The following is a 25,449-nucleotide window of genomic DNA, read 5'->3' on the forward strand; positions in this document are numbered from 1 at the left end:
CCCGAGGCATCGGAAGATCGCTTGCTGCAGTTCACGGCCGCATGTCACACGAACCAGATCACCGCCGACAATCTCTCTGCTGTTCATCTGAACGAGGAGACTCTGACGTTGACGATGCTCGGCAAAGGGCCATTGACGAGTCCGGCCCAGGTGGACCTCAGTACCCCTCCACCGCAGCCGGAACAGGCGATCGGGCAGATCCAGCAATTCGATCAGCAGCAATCACAGATGCTCCAGGCGTTCCAGGAGCAGAACATGCAGCTCAGCCAGGGGATGTCGCGCTAAGCGAAGCAGAAATTGCCGCAACGGCCAAACCCGTTGCGGCAACCCCACACATCAAGCCTTCTTGATGAAGGCCAGGATGTCCTTGTTGAGCTCTTCCGCATGCACGGTCAGCATGCCGTGCGGGTAGCCCTTGTAGATCTTCAGTTCGCTGTTCTTGAGCAGCTTGGCCGACAGCACGCCGGCGTCGGCGTAAGGAACGATCTGGTCGTCGTCGCCGTGCAGGACGAGGGTCGGCACGTCGATCGCCTTGAGGTCTTCGGTGAAGTCGGTTTCCGAGAAGGCCTTGATGCAGTCGTAGTGGGCCTTGGCACCACCGATCATGCCCTGGCGCCACCAGTTGTCGACCACGCCTTCGATCGTCTTCACGCCGGGGCGGTTGAAGCCGTAGAAGGGTATCGGCACTTCACGGTAGAACTGGGCGCGGTTGGCGGCCAGCTGCTGGCGGAGGCCGTCGAACACCGAGATGTCCAGGCCACCCGGGTTTGCCGGGGTCTTGACCATGATCGGCGGCACGGCGCTGACCAGCACGGCCTTGGCCACGCGGCCTTTGCCATGACGGGCGACATAGCGCGCCACTTCGCCACCGCCGGTGGAATGGCCGATGTGGATGGCGTTCTTGAGGTCGAGGTGCTCGGCGAGGGCGGCGACGTCGGCGGCGTACGTGTCCATCTCGTTGCCGGTGGCCGTCTGCGTGGAGCGGCCATGGCCACGGCGGTCGTGCGCGATGACGCGGAATCCTTCGTTGAGGAAGAACAGCATCTGCGCGTCCCAGTCGTCCGCGCTCAGCGGCCAGCCGTGGTGGAACACGATCGGCTGGCCCTTGCCCCAATCCTTGTAATAGATCTGGGTGCCGTCTTTGGTGGTGATGAAAGACATCGAGCTTTCCTTCTTGCCTGTGGAAGATGACGTGGGCGCGGCGACCGCGGGGGCCGAGGCGGTCATCGCGCCGGCACCGACGAGGGTGCCGGCGGCGAGCGTGCCTGCATTGACGACAAAGTTGCGGCGCTTGGGATCGAGCGCTGATTCATTGGGTTCGGTCACGGGTCTGTCTCCTGAGTGGCCCTCGGCCATTCTCAGGGGGTGCCGAAGCGGCACGATAGGACGCTCGTGCTTTTTTTAGCCGCGTCGTGCGGCGCGTTCGCGGTCGCTCGATTCCTCGACGGTGTAGCAGCTTTCCGGGACCGCCTCCAGGCGCTCGCGCGGGATCGGGTCACCGCTGCTGTCGGACAGGCCGTAGGTGCCTTCGTCGATCTTCTCCAGCGCACGGTCGATCGCGACCAGGCGGGCTTCGTTGTGCGACAACAGGGCTTCATCGTTGCCTTGCTGCGCGAAACGGTCGCCGTCGTCTCCCTCGTCCTGTGGCTCGCCGCCCGCGGCCGCCTGCCACCGTTGCTCGTCGTCACCGGCGGCATCGCCCGTTTCGATCAGCTGCTGGCGAAGGTCGAGCAAGCGTTGCTTCTGGCTTGCGATGAAGGCGGCATCCAGCGTGGCATGGGACATGGTGGTACTCCGGAGTGAGGTAAGTGGCGAGGCCAATACGCTGGTTTAACACCCCGTCCTGCACTCGGCTTGTGAATTTGTATCCTGCTTGCCGCTCAGCTCGCGCAGCGGCCGTCCAGCGGCGCGCTCAAGGCATCGTCGATGGGATCGCCCGTGACGGCGCTCCGCCGTTCCGACGGCGGGAACTCGATCCGCACGGGAATCGGCTTGCCACGGCCATCGCGGATGTTGCCCGGTCCTTCGTAGCGACGCAGGCGCCGATCGGCTTCGCTATAGGTCACCAGGATGGAGGGAGCCACGAAGGCGTACCAGGCATCCAGCTTCAGGGTGAGCTGGCGGTCACCGTCGCGTGGTTCGTCGGCGGAGATGTGGATCGGCATGAACCGGCCGCGCGAGGTGAGCAGGAAGGCCACCGTGGCGCCGCGCCGCACGACCGTGTCCCAATGGGTGCGCAGGTAAGTGTCGAAGCCGGCATCGATCACGGCGTCGCCCTTGTCCGGCAATGGCCGTTCCACACGCTGGCCGCCGGGCCGGCGGACATAGGCCACGCGCGTGGCGCCTTCGCGTGCCACCCCTTCCTCGTAGCCGGTACGGGCATCCACGAAGGAATAGTCCGGCTGAGGGGAACCGCCCCGCATGTCGAGCTCCTTCCTGGCGAAGGCCTTGCCATCGAGGCATTCGAACAGGACCGTGTGGCGCGAGGTGTCCACGAAGTGCACCTCGCGGTAGAGGGGCGTCGTGGCCCCGGCGCGGTAAGCCGTGCCGACATAACGTTCCACCGCGGCGGCCGGCGGCGCCACCATGAGGCACGAGGCCAGAAAGATCGTCCGACGGGCGGAATCGTCCAGGGTCATATGGCTGCCAGAAGAGGTATGGCCTCGACTGTACGCGTATTGCCGTCAAGCCGATGAATGCGTGACCACTGACACATACGCCCCGGCCCCCGATCCGGCTTAGGATGGCGCACGTCCTGAAGACAGGGGAATCGCATGAAGCTTGGGTCACTGGTCGCCGCCATGACGGCGTTCGTGGGTTTCGCCGTGCTGCCGGCCCACGCCGCCACCAAGGAAGAGGCCGCCGTCCTGGCGCCCGTCCAGGCCTTGTTCGACGGCATGGCGAAGTACGACAGCGGAGCGATGCTGGCCGCGGTGCAGCCGGAGGGCAGCGTGGCCTTGCTGCGCAAGGGCAAGGTCGTGCGCATGACCCTTGGCGATTTCGCCAACCACATCAAGCCAGGCAAGGACCGCATCGAGGAACGTATCTACGATCCGCTGGTGCGTATCGACGGTGACATCGCCATCGTCTGGGCGCCCTACGATTTCCTCGTGAACGGGCAGGTCAAGCATTGCGGCACGGATGCGGTGAACCTGGTGCGCGTCGATGGCCGCTGGCTGATTTCCGGTATCGCCGACAATAGCCGGGACGATTGCCCCGCGCGTTGAGGCGCGGACACGGCGGATTGCTTCAGTCGCCGTGCTCGGTCACATGGGTGTCGATCCACGCGTTGACGAAGGCATCGAGCGATGTCCTCGGCGGCGGCGTGAGGCCGGCGGTGCGCACGAATTCCACGGCGGCCTTGAGGAAGGCCTGCCGGGAACGTGCACTGGCCTGGCGCGCCGCCGCCTGTTTCTGACGAAGCTGCACGATGTGCGCCGAAGGCTGCCCCGGCCGTGCGAACTTCTGGTATCGACGCAACTCGTCGGCGGCCAGCGCCGTGTCATGGGCCGCCTGCGCCTCGGCGGCACGCGCTTCGAGCAATCGGTCGAGCCATTGGCCGGCGTCGCTCTGGGGATCGGGTCGTGTCATCGGGCGCCGACGGTTCCATGAAGGTCCGCTAGCGTAGCCGCCGCACGCTGGCGACGCACCTAGGTCGGTTGCGTACCCAGGCGCAGGCCGTGCGACCGGCACACGTCCACGCCGGAAAAGACCTGGCTGCGCCCACCCTGGAAGGTCACGCGCACGTCGCGCAGGCAATCGCCTGGTGGCAGCCGTACCGTGGCGGAGGTGAGGCCGCCGGGCAGGGCAGCGCCGAGCTTGGCATCCTCGAAGGCCTGCGAGTTCGCCGGTGCCGTGGCCAGCCCGGTCACGCTGTCGAAGGTGGCGTTGACCACGGTGAACAGGCTCACCTCGCGCTTCTCCACCGGCAGCCTCGTGAGGTCTCCGGCAAGGGCGGCGGTGGACGCGACAGTGGCAATGACGAGGACGGCGATAGTGGCGCGGATCGATGACATGGGACTCTCCTGAGTCGGTCGATGACGCCCCTATCTGGCCCTTGCATGGGCAAGCTGGACAACGCATCCGGGACGAATCGTAGGAGGGCCGGGGCGAATCGTAGCTGGCGAAAGGAACGCTTCTCCCGCGCTGGAAACTGCGTCTAAGATGGTCCCGCACTCTTCCTGGATACCCCCTGTGATGAAGCTTCGCCTCGGCACGACCGACATCGGATGGAGGCGTTATATCGGCCTGTGGACGATCGTGGTCGTCGTCTTCGCCGTGCAGCGTTACCAACAGGATGCCCTGTCCGGACACACCTGGGACGCCACGGATTACCTGCGCTGGTCGATGATCCAGTGGTACACATGGGCCGCCCTGGCGCCCGCCGTGTTCGAGTTGGCGGCGAGGTATCCTGTCATCGGCGTAACCCGGCTGCGTGAGCTGTTCCGGCCCATCGCGGCAAGTATCGCGGTGACGCTGCTGTCGCTCTTCATCGGCGCCCTGGTCTCCGCGCCGTTCGAACCCAGCTCCTTCGCGGAGCAGTTCCGGCAGTTCCTCGGCCAGCATTTCGCCACCGGCTTGCTCACCTACTGGTCGTTGTTCGCGATCCAGCAGGCGTTGCAGTTTCGCGAGGAAAAGAACCGCCGGGAAATGGAGGCGAGCCGCATGGCGGCCGAACTCGCGCAGTCGCGGTTACAGTCGCTGAAGTCGCAATTGCAACCGCATTTCCTGTTCAACACCTTGCACGCGATCGCCACCCTGCTCAAGGAAGACACGCTGTCCGCCGAGGACATGCTGCTGCGCCTGAGCGACCTGCTGCGTGCGTTCCTCGAAGATTACGACGGTCAGGAAGTGAGCCTGCGGCGCGAACTCGTGCTGCTGGACCTCTACCTCGGCATCCAGGGCATGCGCTTCAAGGACCGGCTCGCCATCCGCATCTACGTGGCACCGGACACGCTGGATTGCGCGGTTCCGAGCCTGATCCTCCAACCCATCGTGGAAAACGCCATCCACCACGGCATCAGTGAGCGGGTAGGCAGCGACATCATCGAGATCGAGAGCCGCCGCGAGGGCGATCTTCTTTGCATCGAGGTGCGCAATCGCAACAGTACACTGGAGAACGGGGAGGGGCGGCGGACACACAAGGGCCACGGGGTCGGCCTGTCGAACACGCAGCTGCGCTTGCAGGAACTGTACGGCGACGCGGGGAAGGTACGCCTCGACATGCTTTGGCCCGAGGGTGTCGCTTGCCGCATCCATCTGCCGTTCCGCCGCATCGAAGACATGGACGATTCACCGGAGATCGACTCGGTATGACCCTCACCGCCCTGGTCGTGGATGACGAGCCGATCGCACGGCGCGCCATCGTTCGCCTGCTGGCCGACGATCCCCAGGTGCAGGTGGCGGGCGAGTACGGCGATGGTGTGTCCGCGGTGCAGGCGATCCGCGAACATTCGCCGGACGTGGTTTTCCTCGACATCCAGATGCCGGGCATGGACGGCATGGACGTGGTGGCCGCGATCGGCCCGGCGAGGATGCCGGCCACCGTGTTCGTCACCGCCTTCGAGAACTACGCGGTGCGCGCCTTCGAAGCCAACGCCGTGGATTACCTGGTCAAGCCCTTCAGCCGCGACCGCTTCGTGCAGACGTTGCAGCGGGTGAAGACGAGGCTGGCCACGCCCGCTACACCCGGCATGAGGGCCACGGGCAGCGAAGCCATCCAGCAGGTGCTGGAAGCGCTGCGCCGGCGCGATGGTTACCTCGACCGCATCCCCATCCGCACGCGCGACCAGGTGACCTTCATCGATGTCGACGACATCGTCTGGATCAAGGCCAACGGCAACGCGGTCGAGATCCACCTGATGAACGGCGTGCACGAGATGCGCGAGACGATGGCGACCCTGGCCGAGCGGCTCGACCCGAAACATTTCGCTCGTGTGCACCGCTCCGCCATCATCAACGTACGAAGGGTGCAGGCCATCCATCCCTGGTTCAACGGTCACCACGTGGTCACGATGGATACGGGCCAGAAGCTGCGCATGAGCCGTTACCAGCGCGAGGCCTTCCTGCGGCTGGTGTCGGCGAGAGGGGATATCCGGCTTCCGCCGACGAGCTGAATGGCCCATACACGCCAGCGTGCAAATTATCCGGTTCTTGCGGTGTCATCCTGATAAAAAACGCGGCTTCCGGCCATGACCGAAGAGCGGGACGCCACGCGGTCACGCCACTCCGACAGGGCAGGGAGCCGTTGCCAGGGAAAGGCACTGCCCCACGAGGTCAGGATTGTGAAAGCAGCGATGTCGGCCAGCGAGAATGTGTCACCGGCCATGAAGGTGCCGTTTGCCGCGAATGTCTCGGCCAGTTCGGCCGTGGCACGCGAAAGCGCTTGCAGCTTCTCGGCCGCCGCCGAGTCGCCTTGTCTTGCGAGCCAGAAACCTGCGTGGCTGGGGGCAATGACATCGGTGACGAAAAAGAAATAACGTGCCATGACAATGGATGCCGCGGTGGCGCTGGTCGGCACCACCGCGCCTGGTGCGATGGCCGAGATCCGAAGCAAGATGGCGTTCGTTTGAGCCGTGACGCGAGGCGCGCCACAGGCACCACGCTCCTCGAGGACAGGAACCTTTCCCATCGGGTTCAGGGCCCGGAAATCGGCTGACTGGTGCTCGGCGTTGGCCAATGAGATACGTCGCGTCTCGAAGGGAAGCCCTGCCTCGTGCAAGGCAATGGCAACCCGGACGCAATTGCCCGTCTGGTCGCCCCAGAGCCGCAGGCCATGGCTCACGTCAGGGGGCCTTCTCGGGTGGCACATCCCAGCCGCCGCCCAAGGCGCGGAAAGATGAGATCGCGGCACGGGTCGCGGCTGCGTTCGCCCGAACGCGTGCGTCCCGTGTAGCAAGGAGTCGCGTGTCGGCATCGAGCACCTCGATGATGCTCACCGCTCCGCCTTCGAAGGCTCTTCGAGACGCCGTTTGCGCCTTCGTGAGCGCATCTTCGCCCTGGGCGAGGATGTGTGCCTGGGCTTCGCGTTTGACCAGCTCCGTCAGACTGTCTTCGACTTCCTCGCTCGCGTGCAGGACCGTCAGTCGGTAATTGGCAAGCGCTTCGGCATGGGCGCCCTTTGCCCGTTTGATATCCGCGTCGATGTGTCCGAAATCGAACAATCGCCAGTGCAGGCCGAGCATGGCCGACGCCTGGTTCGCGGATCCCGTGAACTGGTGACCCGCCGTGGTCGTCGCAGTGCCGGCGAGCGCCGAGAGCGAAAACGTGGGGTAGTACTCCGCGACGGCCACGCCGATGTTCGCATTGGCCGCGGCGAGTTGCCGTTCGGCGGCGATGATGTCCGGTCGACGGCGCAGCAATCCTGCCGGACCATCCATGGTGTCGACGCGGGGAGGCGTGGGTACCGGCGCATTGGCAGGGAGCTCACGAAGTGCCGTGCCGGGTTGTTGCCCGAGCAAGACATCGAGCGCGTTGCCTGCGGCTTCGAGGCTCGATTCGAGATCGGGGATGGCGGCGCTGACTTGAGCGAGGACTCCCTCGGTCTGGCGTAGCTGGAGCTCGGGAGCGACACCCGCATCGAACTGCATGCGTATGGTCGATGTCAGGTGCTCCTGCGTCTTGACCTGGTCCTTGGCAACCGCGAGGCGGCCTTGGAGTTCGCGAATAGTGACGTAGGTGCGCGCGACCTCCGCCTGGACCGCGAGACGCACTGCGATGCCCTCGGCCCGGGCTGCCTGGTAGCTGGCAAGGGCACTCTCGCGCTCGCGCCGGCGTCCCCCGAAGATGTCGATGTCCCAACCCACGGAGACGTCACCTTCGTAGAGGTTGCCGTATCGGTCGAAGTCCGGACTGCTGTCGAGCACACGTCCGAGTGGCGTCTCCAGAGACTGCTTTGCCCGGCTGCCGGAGGCATCGATGGCGCCATTGGGTGCGAGCGACGCGGTCGCGCTGGTGACCCCCGCGCGGGCCTGGAGGATGCGGGCCTCGGCGCGGGCGAGATCGAGATTCGCCTGCATGGCGCGTTCCACGAGCGCGGCAAGTGTAGGGTCGCCAAACGAGTTCCACCACCGCGTGGCGTCGGCGGACTGCGCGGTTCGGATGGAAGCCGTCGCTGCCGAATGAAAGCCCGTCGCCGGGTCGATGGCGGGAGGCTTCTTGTAATCAGGGCCGACGGCGCACGCTTGCAGGGCTGCCGCAAGGGACGCGGCGAGTACAAGCCGGGGAAGGGATGGCATGGGGAGGCCCTGACGATGAAAGGTGACCATATTACGAAATGGTCACTCGTTGTCAAGAACCTCGCCGGGGTTGTACTGTCATCCCATGACCAGTACAGCGCCAGCCCTCGTTCCGGATCCCCTCGCCTCCGTATCGGTGCGGGATCAAATCATCGAAGCCGCCGACGAGTATTTCAGCCGGTTCGGTTATGCCAAGACGACAGTATCGGACCTGGCCAAGGCCATCGGTTTTTCGAAGGCGTACATCTACAAGTTCTTCGACTCGAAGCAGGCCATCGGTGAGGCGATCTGTACCCGTTGCCTCACGGGGCAGCTCTTGGCCGTCGAAGCGGCGGTTGAGGCGGCGGACGGCCAGAATGAGCGCCTCCGTGCCTTTTTCCGCGAGATTCTCAAGCAGAGCCTCGAGCAGTTTTTCAACGATCGACAGCTTTACGACATCGTCTCCCACTCCTGCGCGGAGCAATGGGGAAGCTCGCAGCATTACACCAGGATGCTCCTGGCACGCCTGACCACGCTGGTCCAGGAGGGGCGCGACGCGGGCGCGTTCGAGAAGAAGACACCCATCGACGATGTTTGCTGCGGCATCTGGTTCGCCACATCGCCGTTTACAAATCCCGTGATGCTCCAACTCGACCTCGATGGGGCGCCTGCGGGTCTGGAGGTCGTCCTGGGGCTTGTCCTCAGGAGCCTTGCTCCTTGATTCTCGTGTGACCGATTGACAAATGGGTCACTAGACACCAACACTGGTGCTCCCTGTTTCTTTCGGAAGTCACCATGTTGCACGCTGCCGTTCGGCGCCGGGTTCCCATGCTCCTGGCCCCTGTCGTCGCCGTTGTCCTGTCCGCCTGTTCCCAAAGCCAGGCTGATCCGAGGCTCGAAGCCCCCCTTGTGCGCTCGCAGACGGCGAGTGCCGCGCGGCTCGTGAGTCGCGCCTACACGGGTGTGGTCTCGGCCCGGGTACAGAGCAACCTTGGTTTTCGTGTGCCTGGAAAAATCGTCGAACGCCTGGTCGATACAGGGCAGGTGGTCCACGCAGGCCAACCCCTGATGCGTATCGACAGGACCGATCTTGCGCTGGCCGACATGGCAGCGACGCAGGCGGTCGAAGGTGCGCGCGCGCAGGCGTTGCAAACGGCGGCGGACGAGAAGCGTTTTCGTGGCCTCGTCAGCGCCGGTGCGGTGTCGGCCTTGGCCTATGACCAGGCGAAGGCGGCGTCGGAAGCGGCCGCTGCGAGGCTAAAGGCGGCAGAAGCCCAGGCGCGCGTGTCGGCCAATGAGGCCGGATATTCGGTTCTTACGGCCGACGCCGACGGGACGGTGGTCGATACCTTGGCCGAACCTGGCCAGGTGGTGACGGCCGGACAGGTGGTTGTTCGCCTTGCCCATGCCGGTCCGCGGGAGGCGCTTGTCGACCTGCCCGAGACGGTGCGTCCGAAAGTCGGGTCGACGGCGAGTGCCATGATCTTCGGGTCGACCGGGCAGGGTAGCCAGGCACGCCTGCGCCAACTTTCGGAGTCGGCCGACGCGGCTACGCGTACGTTCGAAGCACGTTTCGTGCTCGAGGGTGATGCGGCCAATGCGCCGCTCGGTGCCACGGTGGTGATCCGCCTCGACCGGTCGGACGAGGGCAACATTGAAATTCCCCTCGGCGCCATTTACGACGCCGGCAAGGGCCCGGGCGTCTGGGTCATCGACGGCAAGAGCCACGCGGTCAGTTGGAGGCCCGTTCGCCTCTCGGGTGTGGGCGAGGAGACCGCATCGGTGGCATCGGGTCTCGCACCCGGGGATCGTTTCGTTGCACTGGGTGCCCATCAGCTTCACGAGGGCGAACGGGTGCGCGTTCTCGACGTATCCGGCACGGATGCAGCCAGATCCGCGGTGACGCCGGGTGACAAGGGCGGCGCGAATCTCGCGGGGGCCGCACGATGAGCGCATTCAATCTCTCGGCGCTCGCGGTGCGCGAGCGATCGGTGACGCTGTTTTTGATTGTCGCCATCTCCGTTGCCGGCTTGTTTGCATTCCTGCATCTGGGCCGCGCGGAGGATCCGAGCTTTACCGTCAAGGTCCTCACGGTCGTTACAGCCTGGCCGGGCGCCACGGCACGCGAGATGCAAGACCAGGTCGCGGAGCCGCTGGAAAAACGCCTCCAGGAGCTCAAGTGGTACGACCGCAGTGAGACCTTCACCAGGCCGGGGCTCGCCTTCACCACGTTGACGCTGCGCGATGACACGCCACCCACCGACGTGCCCGAGGAGTTCTACCAGGCGAGGAAGAAGCTTGGTGACGAGGCGGCGAAGCTGCCCCCGGGCGTCATCGGCCCCTTGGTCAACGACGAATACGCCGATGTGACTTTCGCGCTCTATGCATTGAAGGCAAAGGGCGAACCACACCGCGCGCTGGTTCGTGAGGCCGAAACGCTCCGCCAGAGACTCCTGCACGTAGCCGGCGTGAAAAAGGTCAACATAATCGGCGAGCGGCCCGAGCGCATCTACGTCGAGTTCTCGCACGAGCGCCTGGCCACCCTCGGTATCGCTCCGTCCGCCGTGTTCTCCGCGCTCAACGGCCAGAACCTGCTGACTCCCGCCGGTTCGATCGACACCCAGGGCCCGCAGGTCGTAGTACGCCTCGATGGCGCGTTCGACTCGCTCGACCGTATCGCTCAGACCCCTGTGGTGAGCAATGGGCGCACGCTTCGCCTGGCGGACATCGCGACCGTTCGGCGCGGTTACGAAGACCCCGCCACATTTCTCATCCGTAACCAGGGCGAGCCCGCGATCGTCCTCGGCGTGGTGATGAAGGACCGATACAACGGCCTGGAGCTCGGCAAGGCACTCGAACACGAGGCAGCCGACATCACCCGCGAATTGCCGGTGGGCCTGTCATTCACCAAAATCACCGATCAGGCGGTCAACATCGCCGAGGCGTACGACGAGTTCATGCTCAAGTTCTTCGTCGCACTCGCCGTGGTCATCGCAGTCAGCCTCGTGAGCCTCGGCTTTCGTGTCGGCATCGTGGTCGCGGCTGCCGTTCCCCTGACGCTTGCGGGCGTCTTCGTCATCATGCTCGCAACCGGGCGCGACTTCGATCGAATCACCCTCGGCGCGCTCATCCTGTCGCTTGGTCTCCTGGTCGACGACGCGATCATCATCATCGAAACCATCGTGGTGAAGATGGAAGAAGGGCGTGACCGGGTAACCGCGGCAACCTATGCGTGGGGACACACCGCGGCGCCGATGCTCGCGGGTACGTTGGTGACGGCCATCGGGCTCATGCCGGTGGGTTTTGCGAAATCGAGTGCCGGTGAGTACGCCGGCAACATTTTCTGGGTGGTGATGTTCTCGCTGCTCACTTCCTGGCTCGTCGCCGTGGTGTTCACTCCCTATCTCGGCGTCAAGCTCTTGCCGGACATCAAGCCGGTGCACGGTGGGCACGCGGCCATTTATGGCACGCCAAAGTACAAGAAGCTCCGAGGCCTCATCGCGTGGGCGGTCCGTGGCAAGTGGCTCATCGCAGGCTCGACGGTGGGATTGTTCGTCGTCGCCGTCTTCGGCATGGGCTTTGTCAAGAACCAGTTCTTCCCGGCGTCCGACCGCCCCGAGGTGCTCATTGAAATCCAGTTACCTGAAGGAAGCTCGATCAACGCGACGACGAAGGCCGTGACCGAGGTCGAGGCCTGGCTTCGCAAGCAGCCCGAAGCCAAGATCGTCACCAGCTACATCGGGCAGGGCGCGCCGCGCTTTTACCTTGCCATTGCGCCCGAGCTTCCGGATCCGTCGTTCGCCAAGATCGTGGTGCTGACGGACAACGAGCAAACCCGTGAAATTCTCAAGCGGCGGGTGTGGGAGGCTGCACAGAATGGACTCGCATCCGAAGCGCGTATCCGTGCGACACAGATTGTCTTCGGCCCGTATTCACCTTTCCCGGTGGCTTTCCGGGTTTCCGGTCCGGACGAGGAAAAAGTACGCCGGATTGCGGCGGATGTGAAAAACGTCATGCTCAGGAATCCGGCGATGCGCACAGTGAACACCGACTGGGGCGAGCGTGTGCCCACGATCCATTTCGTGCTCGACCAGGACCGTCTCAATGCCCTCGGGTTGACCTCGCAGGACGCCGCAAGCCAGCTGCAGTTTTTCCTTACCGGCGCGACGGTCACGCGGGTACGCGAAGATATCCGTTCAGTCGACGTGGTAGCCCGGAGTTCAGGCGATGCACGCCTCGACCCGGCGCTCCTCCAGGGATTCAGCCTCGTGTCGTCTTCGGGAAAGCGCATTCCGCTCGACCAGATCGGTCACAGCGAGGTACGAATGGAAGATCCCATTCTTCGCAGGCGCGACCGTATGACGACCATCACCGTGCGTGGCGATATCGGCGAGGAGTTCCAGCCACCGGATGTATCGATGCAGCTCATCAAGGATCTGAAGCCGATGGTCGACGCGTTGCCGGCTGGTTATCGCATCGATACGGCAGCTGCGTTGGAAGAAGCCGGCAAGGCGAACAAGGCACTGGCAGCCGTGTTCCCCCTGATGCTCTTGCTGATGATGGTGGTCATCGTCTTCGAGGTGCGGTCCATCTCTGGGATGCTGATGATCCTGGCGACGGCTCCGTTGGCACTGGTCGGCGTGGTGCCCACGCTCATCCTTTTTCACCAGCCGTTCGGCTTCAACGCCATTCTCGGGCTTATCGGCCTGGCCGGCATCATCATGCGTAACACGCTCATCCTCATCGGGCAGATCCATACCAATGAACGCCAGGGTCTCGACCCCTACCACGCCGTGGTCGAAGCGACCGTACAGCGCGCCCGCCCCGTCATCCTGACGGCGCTTGCGGCCGTGCTCGCCTTCATCCCGCTGACGTTCTCCGTCTTCTGGGGCTCGCTGGCGTTCACGTTGATCGGCGGGACCATCGGTGGAACGGTGTTGACCCTGTTGTTCCTCCCGGCGCTTTATGCCATCTGGTTCCGCATCCGGCCCGACCCGGACATCGATCCGACGGCCGTGCCGGCGATCGACCACGCGCCGACCGAAACCGTGTGAGTGCGCGAGACCCGGCCACGACGGGCTGGGTCTCGCGGATGAGCGCGGTAGATCATTAAACAAAAAAGGCACGACCCTTGCGGGTCGTGCCTTGGTCCCCCGGGTGAGGGCGTCAGGCAGAAGCCTGGATCACGGCGGGCAGCTGGTCGACCCGCTCTTTCCATTCGAGGAGCGCTGTCAGGGCCGACGGGACAGGGATCTGGGCGTAGAAGGCAAACAGCAGTCCGCCGAGGACGGTGGCGTCGGCCATCGAGAAGAAATCTCCGGCGATGTACGGCTGCTTTCGCAGGACGCTATCGAAGTAGTGCATGCCCGCCAGCGCCTTTTCGCGGTGCATCTCGCCCCAGTAGGTACGACCTTCCCATTCGGGGTGCTTATACGGCTGCAAGGCTTCGCCCAGACCGGGGGTGGCGTGATGGAAGTAGATGCCGATGGCGTCGATGAGTTCGGACTCGGCGCGCTTTTGCATCATGTGGACCATCGCTTTTTCGAGCGCGGTCTTTCCTGTCAGGATCGGGTTGCCGTCGAGGTTGTCGAGGTATTCGGTGATGGCCGTGCACTCGGAAATGTATGTGCCGTCGTCGAGCTCGAGCACCGGTACGGTGCCGGTCGGATTGATTGCCAGGAACGGCGGCCGCTTGTGCTCCGCACCGGGGAGGTCCACCGGGACGAAGTCGACCTTGTCGAGAAGGCCCTTGGCCGCCAGGACGACGCGAACGCGCAGGGGGTTGGGAAAACCGGGTATGTCATGGATCTTCATGGGGTCACCTATCTATGGATAGATAGATAATGCGGCTTGCAATTCGGGTCGTCAACCCCTATCAATCGATAGGTAAACGAATCGGAGAACCATGATGAACGCTGATACCCGCCAGTCCATCCTCGCCGTCGCCCGCGGGATGGTGCAGGCCAATGGGTATGCCGCCCTGAGCTTCCGGGACATCGCGACGGCGGTCGGGATCAAGAGCGCGAGCGTCCATTACCACTTCCCGACGAAGGGCGCCCTTGGGGCTGAACTCGCACGCCAGTACACGGCGGAGATGAGTGCATACCTTGGATCGCTCATCGATGAGGGCGTCGATCCGTCCACTTTCATACAGCGCTATACGGGTGTCTTCCGGGGCGCGCTCGCCAACGGGAACCGCATGTGCATGTGCGGAATCATGGCTGCCGAACGTGACGAGCTCCCGCCTGAAGTTCAGGAGGAAGTGATCCGGTTTTCCGAGGTCAACGTCGAATGGCTGACTCGCGCGCTGCAAGTGTCAGATGATCCCGCCGTGAAAGACGCAGGGGCGCGGGCGCTCGCCATCTACGCGGCGGTCGAGGGTGCACAGCTGGTCTCACGTGGGTTCAACGACATTGCCCTTTACGATCGCACGGTCGAGGCCTACCAGACGGCAGGCCTCATCCCGTAACGCTCTCAGGCGGACGGACCGAACAGCACGGAAGCCTTTCCCGTGGTTCGCCGTCCCGAATGCAAGGCTGATAAGGCGCGGTCGATGTCGCCGACCGTTCCCCGCACTCGGGCTCCGGTATGCGGACGTACTTTCCCTTGCTCATACCAGCGAACGGCGTGATGCAAACCATCAGTCAGGTGCTGGCGGATCGTGGCGGGGGCAAATGCCTGGTCGGTGAAGTAGCGGAGGACATTCGCGTTGATGTGCGAGGCGCCCTTGCTCTCCAGGATGTCGTCCACCGGGCTCTGCGTTTCCACGATTCTCGTGGTCTTGCCCGGGCCGACGCCGAGGACGATCCATTTCCCGCCGGGGCGCACGACGCGAGCACTCTGGACGAAGCTTGCTTCGCTGTAGGTCGAATCGAAGACCACGTCGACGCCTTGGCCGCCGGTGAGGTCGAGAACACGAGCGGCCAGGTGATCTTCGCGGTAATCGAGAATTTCCGATGCGCCGCTGTCCCGCGCCAAGGCGGTCGACTCTTCGCGGCCCGTGCTCGTGATGACCATGCCCGCGTCCAGGGCCTTGGCGGCAATCTGTATGGCGAGATGGCCGACGCCACCGCCGCCACCCGGGATGAAGACGGTGTCGCCCGGTCGCACGTGGCCGTGCAGTCCTTCCCAGGCAGCAAGAAAGGCAACGGGGAGCATGCCGGCGTCTTCAACGCTCATCGAGTCCGGTATCTTGACCACGAGCCAGGTCTGGGCCAGTGCATAACCGACGGATTGGTCTGCCCAGCATCCGTCGCGAGTCGGATCGAGCATGGCCATGACCCTGTCGCCTACGGAAAATTCAGCGACTCCCGGGCCGACGGCGACCACCACGCCTGCCGCGTCGAATCCGAGCGGGGAGGGGACGACACGATTGAGGAAATTGATGTCGGCCAGCTTTCGTTCGAGGGGGTTGAGCGAGCTTGCATGTACCTCGATCAGAACCTCATCGACGCCGGGCATGGGAATCTGGGTTTCGATGCGTTGAAGCGGAGTACCGACTGCGGTGACACTGCTGCCGACAGCGGGAAACGATGTGGGTAGGAGCATGGGGGGCGTTCCTGTATGGACGTTTAAATTACGATCATACTCCTAGCATTCGATCCGAGTCCTCCCGCACCTCGTTGAGTTTGCCGTTGCAAGATTGAGCAAGCGCGAGCAATCCATAGCTGGTCCCTATGGTTAGCTTCGGAAATATGTATTTCCCTTGTTGCGGTGACATGTCTATGGTTCATCGCATGCCGCTGTTCGCGCGGTTTCCCCTCAATGCACCAAGGTTCAATTCATGAGCAAGCTGACCACCGTATTCGGCGCACCCGTCGCCGACGATGACAACACCATGACCGCCGGCGCGCGCGGTCCGGCATTACTGCAAGATGTCTGGTTCCTCGAAAAACTCGCTCACTTCGATCGCGAAGTGATTCCTGAGCGGCGCATGCACGCCAAGGGCGCAGGCGCTTTCGGCACCTTCACCGTCACCCACGACATCACGAAGTACACGCGGGCGCGGATTTTCTCGGAAGTGGGCAAGACGACCGAGATGATGGCTCGCTTCTCGACCGTGGCCGGTGAACGTGGTGCGGCAGACGCCGAACGTGACATCCGCGGTTTCGCACTGAAATTCTATACCGAGGAAGGAAACTGGGACCTGGTGGGCAACAACACGCCAGTGTTTTTTATCAGGGACCCGCTGAAGTTCCCCGATCTGAACCACGCCGTCAAACGCGATCCGCGAACGGGCATGCGCAGTGCGGAGAACAACTGGGATTACTGGACGCTTCTTCCTGAAGCATTGCACCAGGTGACTATCGTCATGAGCGACCGGGGCGTTCCGAAGTCGTTTCGTCATATGCACGGCTTCGGCTCCCATACCTACAGTTTCATCAATGCGAGCAATGAACGGTTCTGGATCAAGTTCACATTCAAGACGCAGCAGGGCATAGAGAACCTCACGGATGACGAAGCGGGTCGTGTCGTAGCCAAGGATCGGGAGAGCAACCAACGCGATTTGTTTGAAGCCATCGAGCGCGGCGACTTTCCCAGGTGGACGCTCTACGTGCAGGTCATGCCGGAGGCAGAAGCAGCCAATGCACCCTACAACCCGTTCGACCTGACCAAGGTCTGGCCGCACGGCGATTATCCACTCCTTGAAGTGGGGTACTTCGAACTCAACCGGAATCCGGAGAATTTCTTCCAGGACATCGAACAGGCAGCGTTCGCGCCGGCCGTGATTGTCCCGGGTATCGGCTTTTCCCCGGACAAGATGCTGCAGGGCCGTCTGTTCTCGTACGGCGACACGCAGCGATATCGCCTCGGGGTGAATTATGGGCAGATTCCGGTCAATGCTCCAAAGTGCCCTGTCCATAGTTACCACCGGGACGGCGCCATGCGCATGGATGGCAATGGAGGAAGGTCGGCGCATTACTCCCCCAACAGCAAGGGGACCTTGCAGGCACAGCCGGATTTCTCCGAGCCGCCGCTCGACCTTGGCGATGCAGTGGCTAAGCGATGGAATCATCGCGAGGACACCGATTACTTCAGCCAGCCGCGAAAGCTCTTCGAATTATTCTCGCCTGAAGAGCGGCAGCGCCTGTTCGAGAACACGGCGCGGGCCATCAAGGGCGCGTCACAGTCGGTCGTCCAGCGCCACATCGATAACTGCACCATGTGCCACCCGGCTTACGGTGAGGGTGTCGCAGAAGCCATCGCACGGCTCGGCTGAAGGGTAGACCGCATCACCCCAGCCCCACGCGCCGCGTGAACACATTCGGATGGCCGCTCAGCCATAGCGCGATGTCCTGCAACACATGCTGCGAGGGAAACACGCGGCCATAGCAGACCAGGCCGATCGCCAGGGCGCCGCCGCCGAGCAGGGCGAGGCGCCACGGGTCGGCGGACCTGGCGGGGGTGTCGCGAAGCGCCAGTCCGCGCAGGAACCAGGTGACCACGGCGGTGCCGAGGATCGCGCCCAGCCAGACTTCCGACGGGCTGTGCACTTTCAACACCAGGCGCGAGACCGCGACGGCCGCGCCCATGCATGCACCGAGCGCGATCATGGACAGGCGCTGGCGCCGTGTACCGCCCAGGGAAAGGACGCCCGCGAGCGTGGGCCAAACCAGGATGGCGAGTGCGGTGTGTCCGCTGAAGCCGGTGTAGTTCAGTCCGGGAGGCCCGATGCCCCAGGCCATGAACAGCAGCTTGGAAAGCATCACGCCACCCCCGCATACCGCCGCGGCGATCACCCAGCGGCGCGCGTCACGCCATCCCGGCGTGGGCAGCAGCAGGCAGATCGCGATCCATGCGATCAACGGCAGCAGCAATGCGCTGTCGCCGAAGCTGGTGATGGCGGTCCATATCGTCATGCGTCGCGTTCGATCCGTATCATGGGCAGCGTATCCATTCGTCTATGATGGCGTCTATGTTCAAGCGAATACTCATTGCCTGCGTGGGCAACATCTGCCGTAGCCCGACGGCGGAATACCTCTTGCGCCATCGGCTGGGCGAAGGCCGCGACGTGCAGATCGGCAGCGCCGGCCTCAGCGCCATGACGGGCTACCCCATGGACGAGACCTCGCTTCAATTGTTGCGGGAGCACGGCATCGACGGGGAGCCGCACCGGGCCCGCCAGTTGGATACCGCGCTCCTGCGCCAGTCCGACCTCATCCTCGCGATGGAGAAAAGCCATGTCGCCGCCATCGGCCGGATGGCGCCGGAGGTCAGCGGCAAGGTGTTCCTGCTGGACCGCTGGGTGGAGGGCAGGGACGTTCCCGATCCGTACCGCCAGCAGCGTCCCGCCTATGAACACGTGTACGACCTGATCGATCGTGGCGTGGACAGTTGGTTGCGTTACCTCTAGTTACTCGCTGATCTTGCCGAGGTTCTTGTCGAACAGGTCGCTGTCGAGATCGTTGGTCAGCGTGTACAGGGTGTAGCGCTTGTTCAGGCGCGCGCCACCGTCACGGATCAGCGGTTGCCAGAGCAGGGTGGCGCGGCTGCGCGACGAGTGTGGCAGCAACATGTCGAACGGGATCGACACGTAGATGCCCTTGTCGAAGCTGCCCTCGCCATAGCCGGAACTGCCGGACTTGTTGGTGACCGTCGCGTAGGCACCCATGCGCGCGCCGTTGGCGAACTCGCGCGATACGTCGATGGTGGTGCCCCAATCGCCGGCGAGATAACGGCCCACGCTCACCGCCAGGGTCACGTTGTGGAAGCCGGTATCCAGGTAACCGGTCGCCTGTCCGGTGATGACGTGGTAACGCCGGAACGAGAAGTCCTGGTCGAAGCCGCGCTGCTTCACCCAGTTCACGTCCGCACCCACCGCCCAACGCTCCCCGAAGGGACGGTACAGCACTTCGCCGCCGGCGCCGCCGTACATGCTCTCCAGCATGCCTGCGTAGGCCATGCCGTAGAGGTCCTCGCCCAGGCGATGGGTGCCGGTGAGCTGGAAGTTCGGCAGGGTGAGGTCGGAACTGGTGAGGTACTGGCGAAGGTTCGTGCGCACGCGTGGAAGGTTGCTGGGCGCGTCGTACTTGAACTTGTCGTAGTTGTTGAAGAGGTTGAGCGAGATGACGCCGTCCAGCCACAGGTTGCGGGTGAAATTGAACGTGCCCGACGCCGCGCCGTAGACCTGATAGAGGACGAAGGCGTCGGGGCCGCCCAGGTTCTGCTGGTAACCGAGGGAGAAGCCGCCGCTGAAGCGTTTCAGCGGCGCGCGGTAGAGCACCTCTTCCTCGCGCGCCGTTACCGGGTCCTGCTCGATGCTGCGGCGGAACGTGGGAAGGTCGATGCGATGATCGAGCAGTTCCAGGAAACGCGGCCGGTGCACGCTGGTTTCCACCGTCTTCAGGCCGTTGCGTTCGCTGGCCACGGTGAGCCAGTCGATGCTGCGATCCACGCGGTTGTCGATGATGCGAGTGGCGCGGCCGACACCTTCGGCGCTGTAGAAGAACCGGTCCTGCTGGCCGTGGATCACCAGTTCCGAGCCACGGCGACCGATGCTGCTGACGTTGATGCCGGCGTTGTTGCGCAAGGCGGTGGCCACCTCCGGCCAGTCGACCTGTTCCGGCGCCGCACGCGTCGCCGGGTTGGCGGGGACAGCGTCGGCGGGGGCCTGGCTGGTCGAGCCCGGGCTGGCCGGGGGTGCTTCGACCGGCGTGGACTCGAAGGCCACCGTCTCGGGCTTGGGATCGTAAGTCTTCGGCGGATCGACGTGGGTGGCGAGGTTGGTATGCAAGTTGATCGCCGCGGTCGCCACCTCGCCGCGTTCGTATCCCAGCGTCAGGTCGACGTTGCGATTCAGGCGAAACACCGCGCCCAGGTTGACTGGCCACCGCTGCGGCTGGTTGTTCTTCTGCGGCTGGTGTTTGTAATCGTTGCCGTCGAGTTCCGCCTTCAGTAGCAGCCATTGCCATGGTGAGCGGTATTCGATGCCACCGATGAAGCCGGGACGCCCACGGAAGAACTTGTTGGTGCTGAAGTTGCCGGTGCCGGTGCTGCTGGTGGGCCGCGTCTCGAAGCGGTCGCTGATGAAATTCAGCGGATTGGCGATGTCGCCGCGCGCGCCCATGTAACCCCAGGCCAGGCCGAGGCTGAAATCGAACGGCCCGGCGCGCTTGCTGGTGACCACGTACTCGCTGGAGAACAGGCCCGTGCCGCCGATGTCGCGCGCGCCAACGACCACCGCCGGCAGCCAGCGGCTTTCCTCCCAGATCCTCACCTTCGCGTCGATCGACTTGTCCTTGTAGGTCTGGCTTCCGCTGAGCGAACGCGGTCCGTACAGCCGGTTGCTCACATTGGTGTAACGGAACGAGGCCTCCAGCCACGGCAGCGGCTGCATCGATACGTTGTAGTTGGTGTATGGCGTGGTCCGGCTCAGCACGAAGCTGAATTCGCCTTCGCGCGCCATGCGTGCGGTCGGCGTTTGCAACAGGCCGACGCCACCGAAGTCGCTCTGCGTATAAACCTCTTGCGCGTGCAGGGCGGTGGCTCCTCCGGCCCACAGGGCGAAGCCCGCGCGGCAGCAACCGTGCAACGCGGTTCGCCGCATGGCGAGCCGTGGCATGCGTGGCGCGCGCATTATCGCCAGCCCTCGTCGCTCAGGAGCTGGGTCGCGATGAAGTCGGCGACATCGCGGTTGAAGGCCTCGTCGGCCGCACCGGCGATCGCATGCCGGTCGAACGGCACGTAGATCCATGCGCCCGGCGCGAGCGGCCGCGGCAAGTCGCGATTCCACAAGGCGACGTTCTGGGCGAAGACCGCGCCATCGGGTTGCACGACGTAGATCAGGTCGGGGTCCGCGGCAGGGGAGGCAGGGCAGCTGGCCAGGTAACGCCGCGCGTCCTGCAACGGGACATGCGGAAGGCGGCATGGCTTGTCCACCGCACCGACCACGCGGATGTCCACGGGGCGCCGTGGGTAGAACAGGGTATCGCCCTCGTGCACTGGCCAGTCCTCGGCGGGTGTCACTTCGAGCCGGGCAGGGTCCAGCGCCACACCGGTGCGACGGCCGGTGATCGGCCGTGCCGAGATCCAGGCCTGGAACGCCGCCGCCGTTTCGCCGAGGGGCATATTTTCACTGCCTAGCGCCTGACGACGGATGGCGCCCAGTTCGTATTCGATACCGGCACGAAGCCGCAACTGGTCGCGCCGCAATGCGGGCTGCAGCCATGCTGCGCCGAGGATATACGCCTCCGGATCGACCTTGGCCGCCACGGCCACGGCGGAAAGCCGCGCGTCGGACGGGTAGGCGGCCGGACCGGCCTGGGCCACGGCGCCCTCGGCGGTGACCGTGATCGTCGCCGTCTGCGCCATCAGCGGCAGCGCATGTGCGCACAACAGCAGGCCGACCATGCGGGCGGCGCGCTTCACGACGCGTCCTCCCGGTAAGGCCGCAACTGGATCAGTTCGAGCGGGACGCCGGGAGCGATGTACTGCCTGCTTTTCCAGATGAAGCCATCCGAGGGATCGACCCAATAGCGGTTGGTCATGTGCGTGCCGAGGCCGGGCACGCTGAGTTGTTCGTCGATGCGTCGCAAATGACGGACGGTGCCGAGGATCTCCACGTCCTCCAGCGCCTTCGGTTCGAGATGGGCCTGCACGAGCACGCCGTAACGGTAGCCTGGCGACCAGTCCATGCGTCGCGCGTAGTCGAGCGGCCCGTTCAACCGTTGCAGGCCGGCCGCGAAGGGATTGCCGGAGGGGAAGGCCGAATCGTCGAGGTTCTGCGGCAGGCCGACGGTCTTCACTACCACGCCGTCGCGAGTGAACACGATGTCGTTGCCGGTGCCGTACCAGCCTAGTTGCCCGTGCCCGGTGCTGGCGAGGACGAGGATGGCCTCGCCCTCCGGTCCATTCACCTGGAGCTGGAAGTACGGCGCGGCGGCGACCGATGCCGCCGTCGGCTCGACCTTCTCGCCTCGCACAGCGAGGCGAACCGCTTCAAGGCTGCCCCGCGATACGGACGAACAGCCACCTGCCACCACCAGCGCCAGAGCCAGTCCGCCGAAAGAAAGGTATCGCAGCGCGAACACCGTGCCCTTCAGCGCTGCAGCGAACGGCCGCGGCCGATGCCGTAATAGGCGATGCCGGCGTCCTCGACCACGCGCGGATCATACAGATTGCGGCCGTCGAAGATCGCCGGGTTCTTCAGCGCGGCCTTGATGCGCGCGAAGTCCGGGCTGCGGAAGGCTTTCCATTCCGTGACCAGGGCGAGCACGTCGGCGCCTTGCAAGGTGTCGTACGCGTTGTCGCAAAGGACGAGGTCGTCGCGTTCGCCGTAGATACGCGTGGTTTCCGCGCGTGCCTCCGGATCGTAGGCGCGCACCTTGGCGCCGGCTTCCCACAAGGCTTCCATCAGGCGGCGGCTCGGCGCCTCGCGCATGTCGTCGGTGTTGGGCTTGAAGGCCAGGCCCCACAGCGCGACCGTCTTGCCGGCCACGTCGCCATCGAAATGTTTCTGGATCTGCGCGAACAGGCGGGTCTTCTGTTGGGCGTTGACCGCCTCGACCATGCCGAGCAGGCGCGCATCGTAGCCATGGCCACGTGCGATCCGTTCCAGCGCCTGCACATCTTTCGGGAAGCAGGAGCCACCGTAGCCGGCACCCGGGTAGATGAAGTGGTAACCGATGCGCGGATCGGCACCGATACCCTGGCGGACCAGTTCGACATCGGCACCGACGCGCTCGGCGATGTTGGCGATCTCGTTCATGAAGCTGATCTTGGTCGCCAGCATCGCGTTCGCGGCGTACTTGGTGAGTTCAGCCGATCGTTCGTCCATCACCACCATGCGGTCGTGATTGCGGTTGAAGGGCGCGTACAACTTGCGCAGGCGGGCCACGGCGCGCTCGCTGGACGAACCGACGACGATGCGATCGGGACGCAGGCAATCCTCCACCGCGTCGCCTTCCTTCAGGAATTCGGGATTGGAGACCACGTCGAAGTCGACCGCCGCGCTGCGTTCGGCCAATACGTCGCCAATCGCCTTGCGCACGCGGTCGGCCGTACCGACCGGCACCGTGGACTTGTTGACGACCACCGCATAGCGATCGAGATGCTCGCCGATGGTGCGGGCCACGCTCAGCACGTACTTCATGTCGGCGCTGCCGTCTTCGTCCGGCGGCGTACCCACCGCGATGAAGATGAGTTCGCCGTGTGCGATCGCCGGTGCGGGATCGGTGGTGAAATCCAGCTGGCCCGAGGCGTAGTTGCGCCGGACGATGGGCTCCAGGCCCGGCTCGAAGATGGGGATCACGCCGTTGCGAAGCCCGTCGACCTTCGCCTGGTCGACATCCACGCAAACCACATGGTTGCCCATTTCCGCGAGGCAGGCGCCCGTGACCAGCCCAACATAACCGGTGCCGAAAATAGTGACCTTCATCTGTATCGCCTGTTTAGCAAGAAAATGTGGAGCCAGCCGCCTCTGTCAAAGCTGGCGATCGCGATCCAGGTTGTACTGGGCGTTGGCCGCGTTGCTGATCAGGCCGGACAGTGGAAGCAGCTGACTGATGAAACGGTTCCAGCGGGTGATCCCGGCGGGGCCGACGAAGACGACGTCGCCTGGCTTGACCGAGAACTTCGATGCCACCGCGAAGGCGGAGGGCGAGGTATTGTCGAGCTGGTAGATGGTCGCGGGCGCCTTTTCCATGTCCTCGACACCGCGGATCACGTAGACGGCCTTGCCCTTGGCGCTGGTCTGGTTGAGGCCACCCGCACGACCCAGGGCCTGGGTGAGGCTGAGGTCGCTGGTCTTGAACGAGATCGCTTGTGGACGCAGTACCTCGCCGATCACGTACGCCTCGTGGCGATCGTTGTAGGGCAGGTAGATGCTGTCGCCGCCTTTGAGATAGATGTCTTGCGGACCCTGTTGCGCATGCGACAGCGCATCGAGGTCGAGGTGGTACTCGTGGTTGTCACGGCGTAGCACCACGTCGGAGAGGTCGGCCAGTTGCGCGTTGACGCCAGCGGTACCCACCGCTTGGGCGAGCGTCAGCGGCGTCACCGTGATGTCCTGGGGGTCGGTCTTCACGAAAGCGCCGCCGAGCGTGACCCTCTGGCTCGCGTAGCTGACGATGCTGATGTCGACCTGTGGTTTCTCCACGTACTTGGTCAGGCGATCGGTGATCGCCATGCGGAGTTCTTCCACGGTCAGGCCCGACGCGTGAAGCAGGCCGACATACGGGTAGAACAGCGTTCCGTCGGGGCGCACCAGGCGGCCGTTCGCGGCCGTCTGCTGTTGCGAACCCGCGGGCGAGGTCAGCTCCGGATGCTCCCATACGGTGATGTAGAGCGAATCTCCGGGGCCGATGCGATAGGAATCGGGCCGGTAGGAGGTCAGGACGGGATCGATACCGGGCGTGACCGTGCTGGCACGGTCCATGGCGATCAGCTTGGGCGTGATGGGTACCAGCTGGTAGCGGCTGCCTGTCGCGCTTTCCTTGTCATTCAACTCCCCGGTTTTCATGTGCTGGCCGGGTGCGAGGATGCATGCGTGCAGTAACAGACAGCACCCGGCCAGACCGAGAGTCGGCAGGAACTTCATCGTTTACGGGGTCCTTCAATCGAGGCGCCGCATGGCGGGACGCCGTCGACGTACTTAAACCGATCCATTATTAACGGTACTGGAACGTGATTGGACATTTAGACGTCCAGACTGTCGTTCAGGAAGATCAATGCGTGCCTCCCGTCCCACCGGTGCCACCGGTTCCGCCCGTGCCGCCGGTACCTCCCGTGCCGCCCGTGCCGTCGTTGCCGGTGCCGTTGGTGTCGTTCGCCGTGGCACCCGCCGCGGCTGCGACGGCGGCCGCACCCGGGCCGACACGTGCGGGCGTGAGCGAACCCTTCGAGGCCTGATGTGCCTGGTTCGGCGTCGCTACACGCGGGTTTTGCGGGTTGCTTTGCGCATTGTTCGATGGATTGGCTTCATTGGGCTGTCGTTGGCTCTGCGCCCATAACGGTGCCGCGATGGCAAGGATGGTGCATGCAAAAAGTAGGCGTCTCACTGGCGTGTTCTCCGTGCGAGGGGAAGGATGCGTACCACATGCATGTACGCGTTCATGAACGCATTCATGAATGAGCGCGAGTGCGCGCAGTACGCATTGCATTCACTGCCATCCCTCGTCGATGGTCAAGGCAATCAGCTGAACAGGTGTTTCCGGCAACTGTTTTTGTGACACGCCCCGCAGAATCGACGCTGCCGGATTGCCCGCATTTTCGTCGCGATGCAGCATGCATCATC

The 25,449-nt window shown here is 64.1% G+C and carries 27 protein-coding genes; 10 read left to right on the forward strand and 17 right to left on the reverse strand.

Annotation, left to right across the window (positions count from 1 at the left end):
- The coding region (locus AB6730_RS00005; protein ID WP_371021608.1) for a hypothetical protein at window positions 1–285 on the forward strand (285 nt) is incomplete at its 5' end.
- 51 nt (window positions 286–336) lie between these two features.
- Here AB6730_RS00005 and AB6730_RS00010 read toward each other — a convergent pair.
- From AB6730_RS00010 to AB6730_RS00020, 3 genes are all read right to left on the reverse strand, one after another.
- Window positions 337–1,161 carry an alpha/beta fold hydrolase gene (locus AB6730_RS00010; RefSeq protein ID WP_371021967.1) on the reverse strand — a complete coding sequence of 275 codons (825 nt, stop codon included), beginning with the start codon at window positions 1,159–1,161 and terminating at the stop codon, window positions 337–339.
- A gap of 240 nt (window positions 1,162–1,401) precedes the next feature.
- Window positions 1,402–1,785 (reverse strand): TraR/DksA family transcriptional regulator, encoded by a 384-nt coding sequence (locus tag AB6730_RS00015; RefSeq protein ID WP_371021609.1) that lies wholly within the window; start codon window positions 1,783–1,785, stop codon window positions 1,402–1,404.
- A gap of 95 nt (window positions 1,786–1,880) precedes the next feature.
- Window positions 1,881–2,639 (reverse strand): hypothetical protein, encoded by a 759-nt coding sequence (locus AB6730_RS00020; RefSeq protein WP_371021610.1) that lies wholly within the window; start codon window positions 2,637–2,639, stop codon window positions 1,881–1,883.
- A gap of 135 nt (window positions 2,640–2,774) precedes the next feature.
- Here AB6730_RS00020 and AB6730_RS00025 point away from each other — a divergent pair, with 135 nt between their 5' ends.
- Window positions 2,775–3,227: a nuclear transport factor 2 family protein gene (locus AB6730_RS00025; RefSeq protein ID WP_371021611.1), complete on the forward strand. Its 453-nt coding sequence runs from the start codon at window positions 2,775–2,777 to the stop codon at window positions 3,225–3,227.
- A gap of 22 nt (window positions 3,228–3,249) precedes the next feature.
- Here AB6730_RS00025 and AB6730_RS00030 read toward each other — a convergent pair whose 3' ends face one another.
- Window positions 3,250–3,591 carry a hypothetical protein gene (locus tag AB6730_RS00030; protein ID WP_371021612.1) on the reverse strand — a complete coding sequence of 114 codons (342 nt, stop codon included), beginning with the start codon at window positions 3,589–3,591 and terminating at the stop codon, window positions 3,250–3,252.
- 59 nt (window positions 3,592–3,650) lie between these two features.
- Window positions 3,651–4,016 (reverse strand): hypothetical protein, encoded by a 366-nt coding sequence (locus tag AB6730_RS00035; RefSeq protein WP_371021613.1) that lies wholly within the window; start codon window positions 4,014–4,016, stop codon window positions 3,651–3,653.
- Window positions 4,017–4,197: 181 nt separating this feature from the next.
- On the opposite strand from AB6730_RS00035, the gene AB6730_RS00040 reads away from it, so the two are divergent.
- A complete protein-coding gene (locus AB6730_RS00040; RefSeq protein ID WP_371021614.1) occupies window positions 4,198–5,316 on the forward strand; it encodes a sensor histidine kinase in 1,119 nt (372 codons plus the stop codon).
- The gene (locus tag AB6730_RS00045; protein WP_371021615.1) at window positions 5,313–6,116 is read left to right on the forward strand and encodes a LytR/AlgR family response regulator transcription factor; all 804 of its coding nucleotides are present in this window, start codon (window positions 5,313–5,315) and stop codon (window positions 6,114–6,116) included. Before AB6730_RS00040 ends, AB6730_RS00045 begins: the two co-directional genes overlap by 4 nt.
- 26 nt (window positions 6,117–6,142) lie before the next feature.
- Here AB6730_RS00045 and AB6730_RS00050 read toward each other — a convergent pair whose 3' ends face one another.
- Complete coding sequence (locus AB6730_RS00050) at window positions 6,143–6,784, reverse strand: glutathione S-transferase family protein (protein ID WP_371021616.1); 642 nt, start codon at window positions 6,782–6,784, stop codon at window positions 6,143–6,145.
- A gap of 1 nt (window position 6,785) precedes the next feature.
- The gene (locus tag AB6730_RS00055; RefSeq protein WP_371021617.1) at window positions 6,786–8,267 is read right to left on the reverse strand and encodes an efflux transporter outer membrane subunit; all 1,482 of its coding nucleotides are present in this window, start codon (window positions 8,265–8,267) and stop codon (window positions 6,786–6,788) included.
- Between the two features lie 55 nt (window positions 8,268–8,322).
- Here AB6730_RS00055 and AB6730_RS00060 point away from each other — a divergent pair, with 55 nt between their 5' ends.
- The 3 genes from AB6730_RS00060 (at window position 8,323) to AB6730_RS00070 (ending at window position 13,270) form a co-directional block, all read left to right on the forward strand.
- Entirely contained in the window at window positions 8,323–8,937 is a 615-nt protein-coding gene (locus tag AB6730_RS00060) for a TetR/AcrR family transcriptional regulator (RefSeq protein WP_371021618.1), read from the forward strand.
- A 74-nt stretch (window positions 8,938–9,011) separates the two neighbouring features.
- On the forward strand, window positions 9,012–10,166 hold the full coding sequence (locus tag AB6730_RS00065; RefSeq protein WP_371021619.1) for an efflux RND transporter periplasmic adaptor subunit: 1,155 nt from the start codon (window positions 9,012–9,014) through the stop codon (window positions 10,164–10,166).
- A complete protein-coding gene (locus AB6730_RS00070; RefSeq protein ID WP_371021620.1) occupies window positions 10,163–13,270 on the forward strand; it encodes an efflux RND transporter permease subunit in 3,108 nt (1,035 codons plus the stop codon). The genes AB6730_RS00065 and AB6730_RS00070 overlap by 4 nt, the downstream gene beginning before the upstream one ends.
- 112 nt (window positions 13,271–13,382) lie before the next feature.
- Here the strand turns inward: AB6730_RS00070 and AB6730_RS00075 are convergent, their stop codons facing one another.
- Complete coding sequence (locus AB6730_RS00075) at window positions 13,383–14,030, reverse strand: glutathione S-transferase family protein (RefSeq protein WP_371021621.1); 648 nt, start codon at window positions 14,028–14,030, stop codon at window positions 13,383–13,385.
- Window positions 14,031–14,121: 91 nt separating this feature from the next.
- On the opposite strand from AB6730_RS00075, the gene AB6730_RS00080 reads away from it, so the two are divergent.
- Window positions 14,122–14,685, forward strand: coding sequence for a TetR/AcrR family transcriptional regulator (locus tag AB6730_RS00080; RefSeq protein WP_371021622.1), 564 nt, complete (start codon window positions 14,122–14,124; stop codon window positions 14,683–14,685).
- 5 nt (window positions 14,686–14,690) lie between these two features.
- Here AB6730_RS00080 and AB6730_RS00085 read toward each other — a convergent pair whose 3' ends face one another.
- The gene (locus AB6730_RS00085; protein ID WP_371021623.1) at window positions 14,691–15,677 is read right to left on the reverse strand and encodes a zinc-binding alcohol dehydrogenase family protein; all 987 of its coding nucleotides are present in this window, start codon (window positions 15,675–15,677) and stop codon (window positions 14,691–14,693) included.
- Between the two features lie 322 nt (window positions 15,678–15,999).
- On the opposite strand from AB6730_RS00085, the gene AB6730_RS00090 reads away from it, so the two are divergent.
- Window positions 16,000–17,436 (forward strand): catalase, encoded by a 1,437-nt coding sequence (locus AB6730_RS00090; protein WP_371021624.1) that lies wholly within the window; start codon window positions 16,000–16,002, stop codon window positions 17,434–17,436.
- Between the two features lie 13 nt (window positions 17,437–17,449).
- Here AB6730_RS00090 and AB6730_RS00095 read toward each other — a convergent pair whose 3' ends face one another.
- Complete coding sequence (locus AB6730_RS00095) at window positions 17,450–18,076, reverse strand: phosphatase PAP2 family protein (protein ID WP_371021625.1); 627 nt, start codon at window positions 18,074–18,076, stop codon at window positions 17,450–17,452.
- 56 nt (window positions 18,077–18,132) lie between these two features.
- Between AB6730_RS00095 and AB6730_RS00100 the strand changes: the two genes are divergently transcribed.
- The gene (locus tag AB6730_RS00100; protein WP_371021626.1) at window positions 18,133–18,570 is read left to right on the forward strand and encodes a low molecular weight protein-tyrosine-phosphatase; all 438 of its coding nucleotides are present in this window, start codon (window positions 18,133–18,135) and stop codon (window positions 18,568–18,570) included.
- Here AB6730_RS00100 and AB6730_RS00105 read toward each other — a convergent pair whose 3' ends face one another.
- From AB6730_RS00105 to AB6730_RS00135, 7 genes are all read right to left on the reverse strand, one after another.
- A complete protein-coding gene (locus AB6730_RS00105; RefSeq protein ID WP_371021627.1) occupies window positions 18,571–20,793 on the reverse strand; it encodes a YjbH domain-containing protein in 2,223 nt (740 codons plus the stop codon).
- A complete protein-coding gene (locus tag AB6730_RS00110) occupies window positions 20,793–21,584 on the reverse strand; it encodes a capsule biosynthesis GfcC family protein (protein WP_371021628.1) in 792 nt (263 codons plus the stop codon). Before AB6730_RS00110 ends, AB6730_RS00105 begins: the two co-directional genes overlap by 1 nt.
- A complete protein-coding gene (locus tag AB6730_RS00115; protein ID WP_371021629.1) occupies window positions 21,581–22,246 on the reverse strand; it encodes a YjbF family lipoprotein in 666 nt (221 codons plus the stop codon). Before AB6730_RS00115 ends, AB6730_RS00110 begins: the two co-directional genes overlap by 4 nt.
- 8 nt (window positions 22,247–22,254) lie before the next feature.
- Window positions 22,255–23,592: a UDP-glucose/GDP-mannose dehydrogenase family protein gene (locus tag AB6730_RS00120; RefSeq protein ID WP_371021630.1), complete on the reverse strand. Its 1,338-nt coding sequence runs from the start codon at window positions 23,590–23,592 to the stop codon at window positions 22,255–22,257.
- Window positions 23,593–23,637: 45 nt separating this feature from the next.
- Complete coding sequence (locus AB6730_RS00125) at window positions 23,638–24,753, reverse strand: polysaccharide biosynthesis/export family protein (RefSeq protein ID WP_371021631.1); 1,116 nt, start codon at window positions 24,751–24,753, stop codon at window positions 23,638–23,640.
- Between the two features lie 127 nt (window positions 24,754–24,880).
- Window positions 24,881–25,213 (reverse strand): hypothetical protein, encoded by a 333-nt coding sequence (locus AB6730_RS00130; RefSeq protein WP_371021632.1) that lies wholly within the window; start codon window positions 25,211–25,213, stop codon window positions 24,881–24,883.
- Window positions 25,214–25,315: 102 nt separating this feature from the next.
- Complete coding sequence (locus AB6730_RS00135) at window positions 25,316–25,441, reverse strand: hypothetical protein (protein ID WP_371021633.1); 126 nt, start codon at window positions 25,439–25,441, stop codon at window positions 25,316–25,318.
- Window positions 25,442–25,449: the final 8 nt, after the last annotated feature.

Origin of the sequence: Luteibacter sp. RCC_6_2, assembly GCF_041360655.1 — a bacterium.
Taxonomy (GTDB): Bacteria; Pseudomonadota; Gammaproteobacteria; order Xanthomonadales; family Rhodanobacteraceae; genus Luteibacter.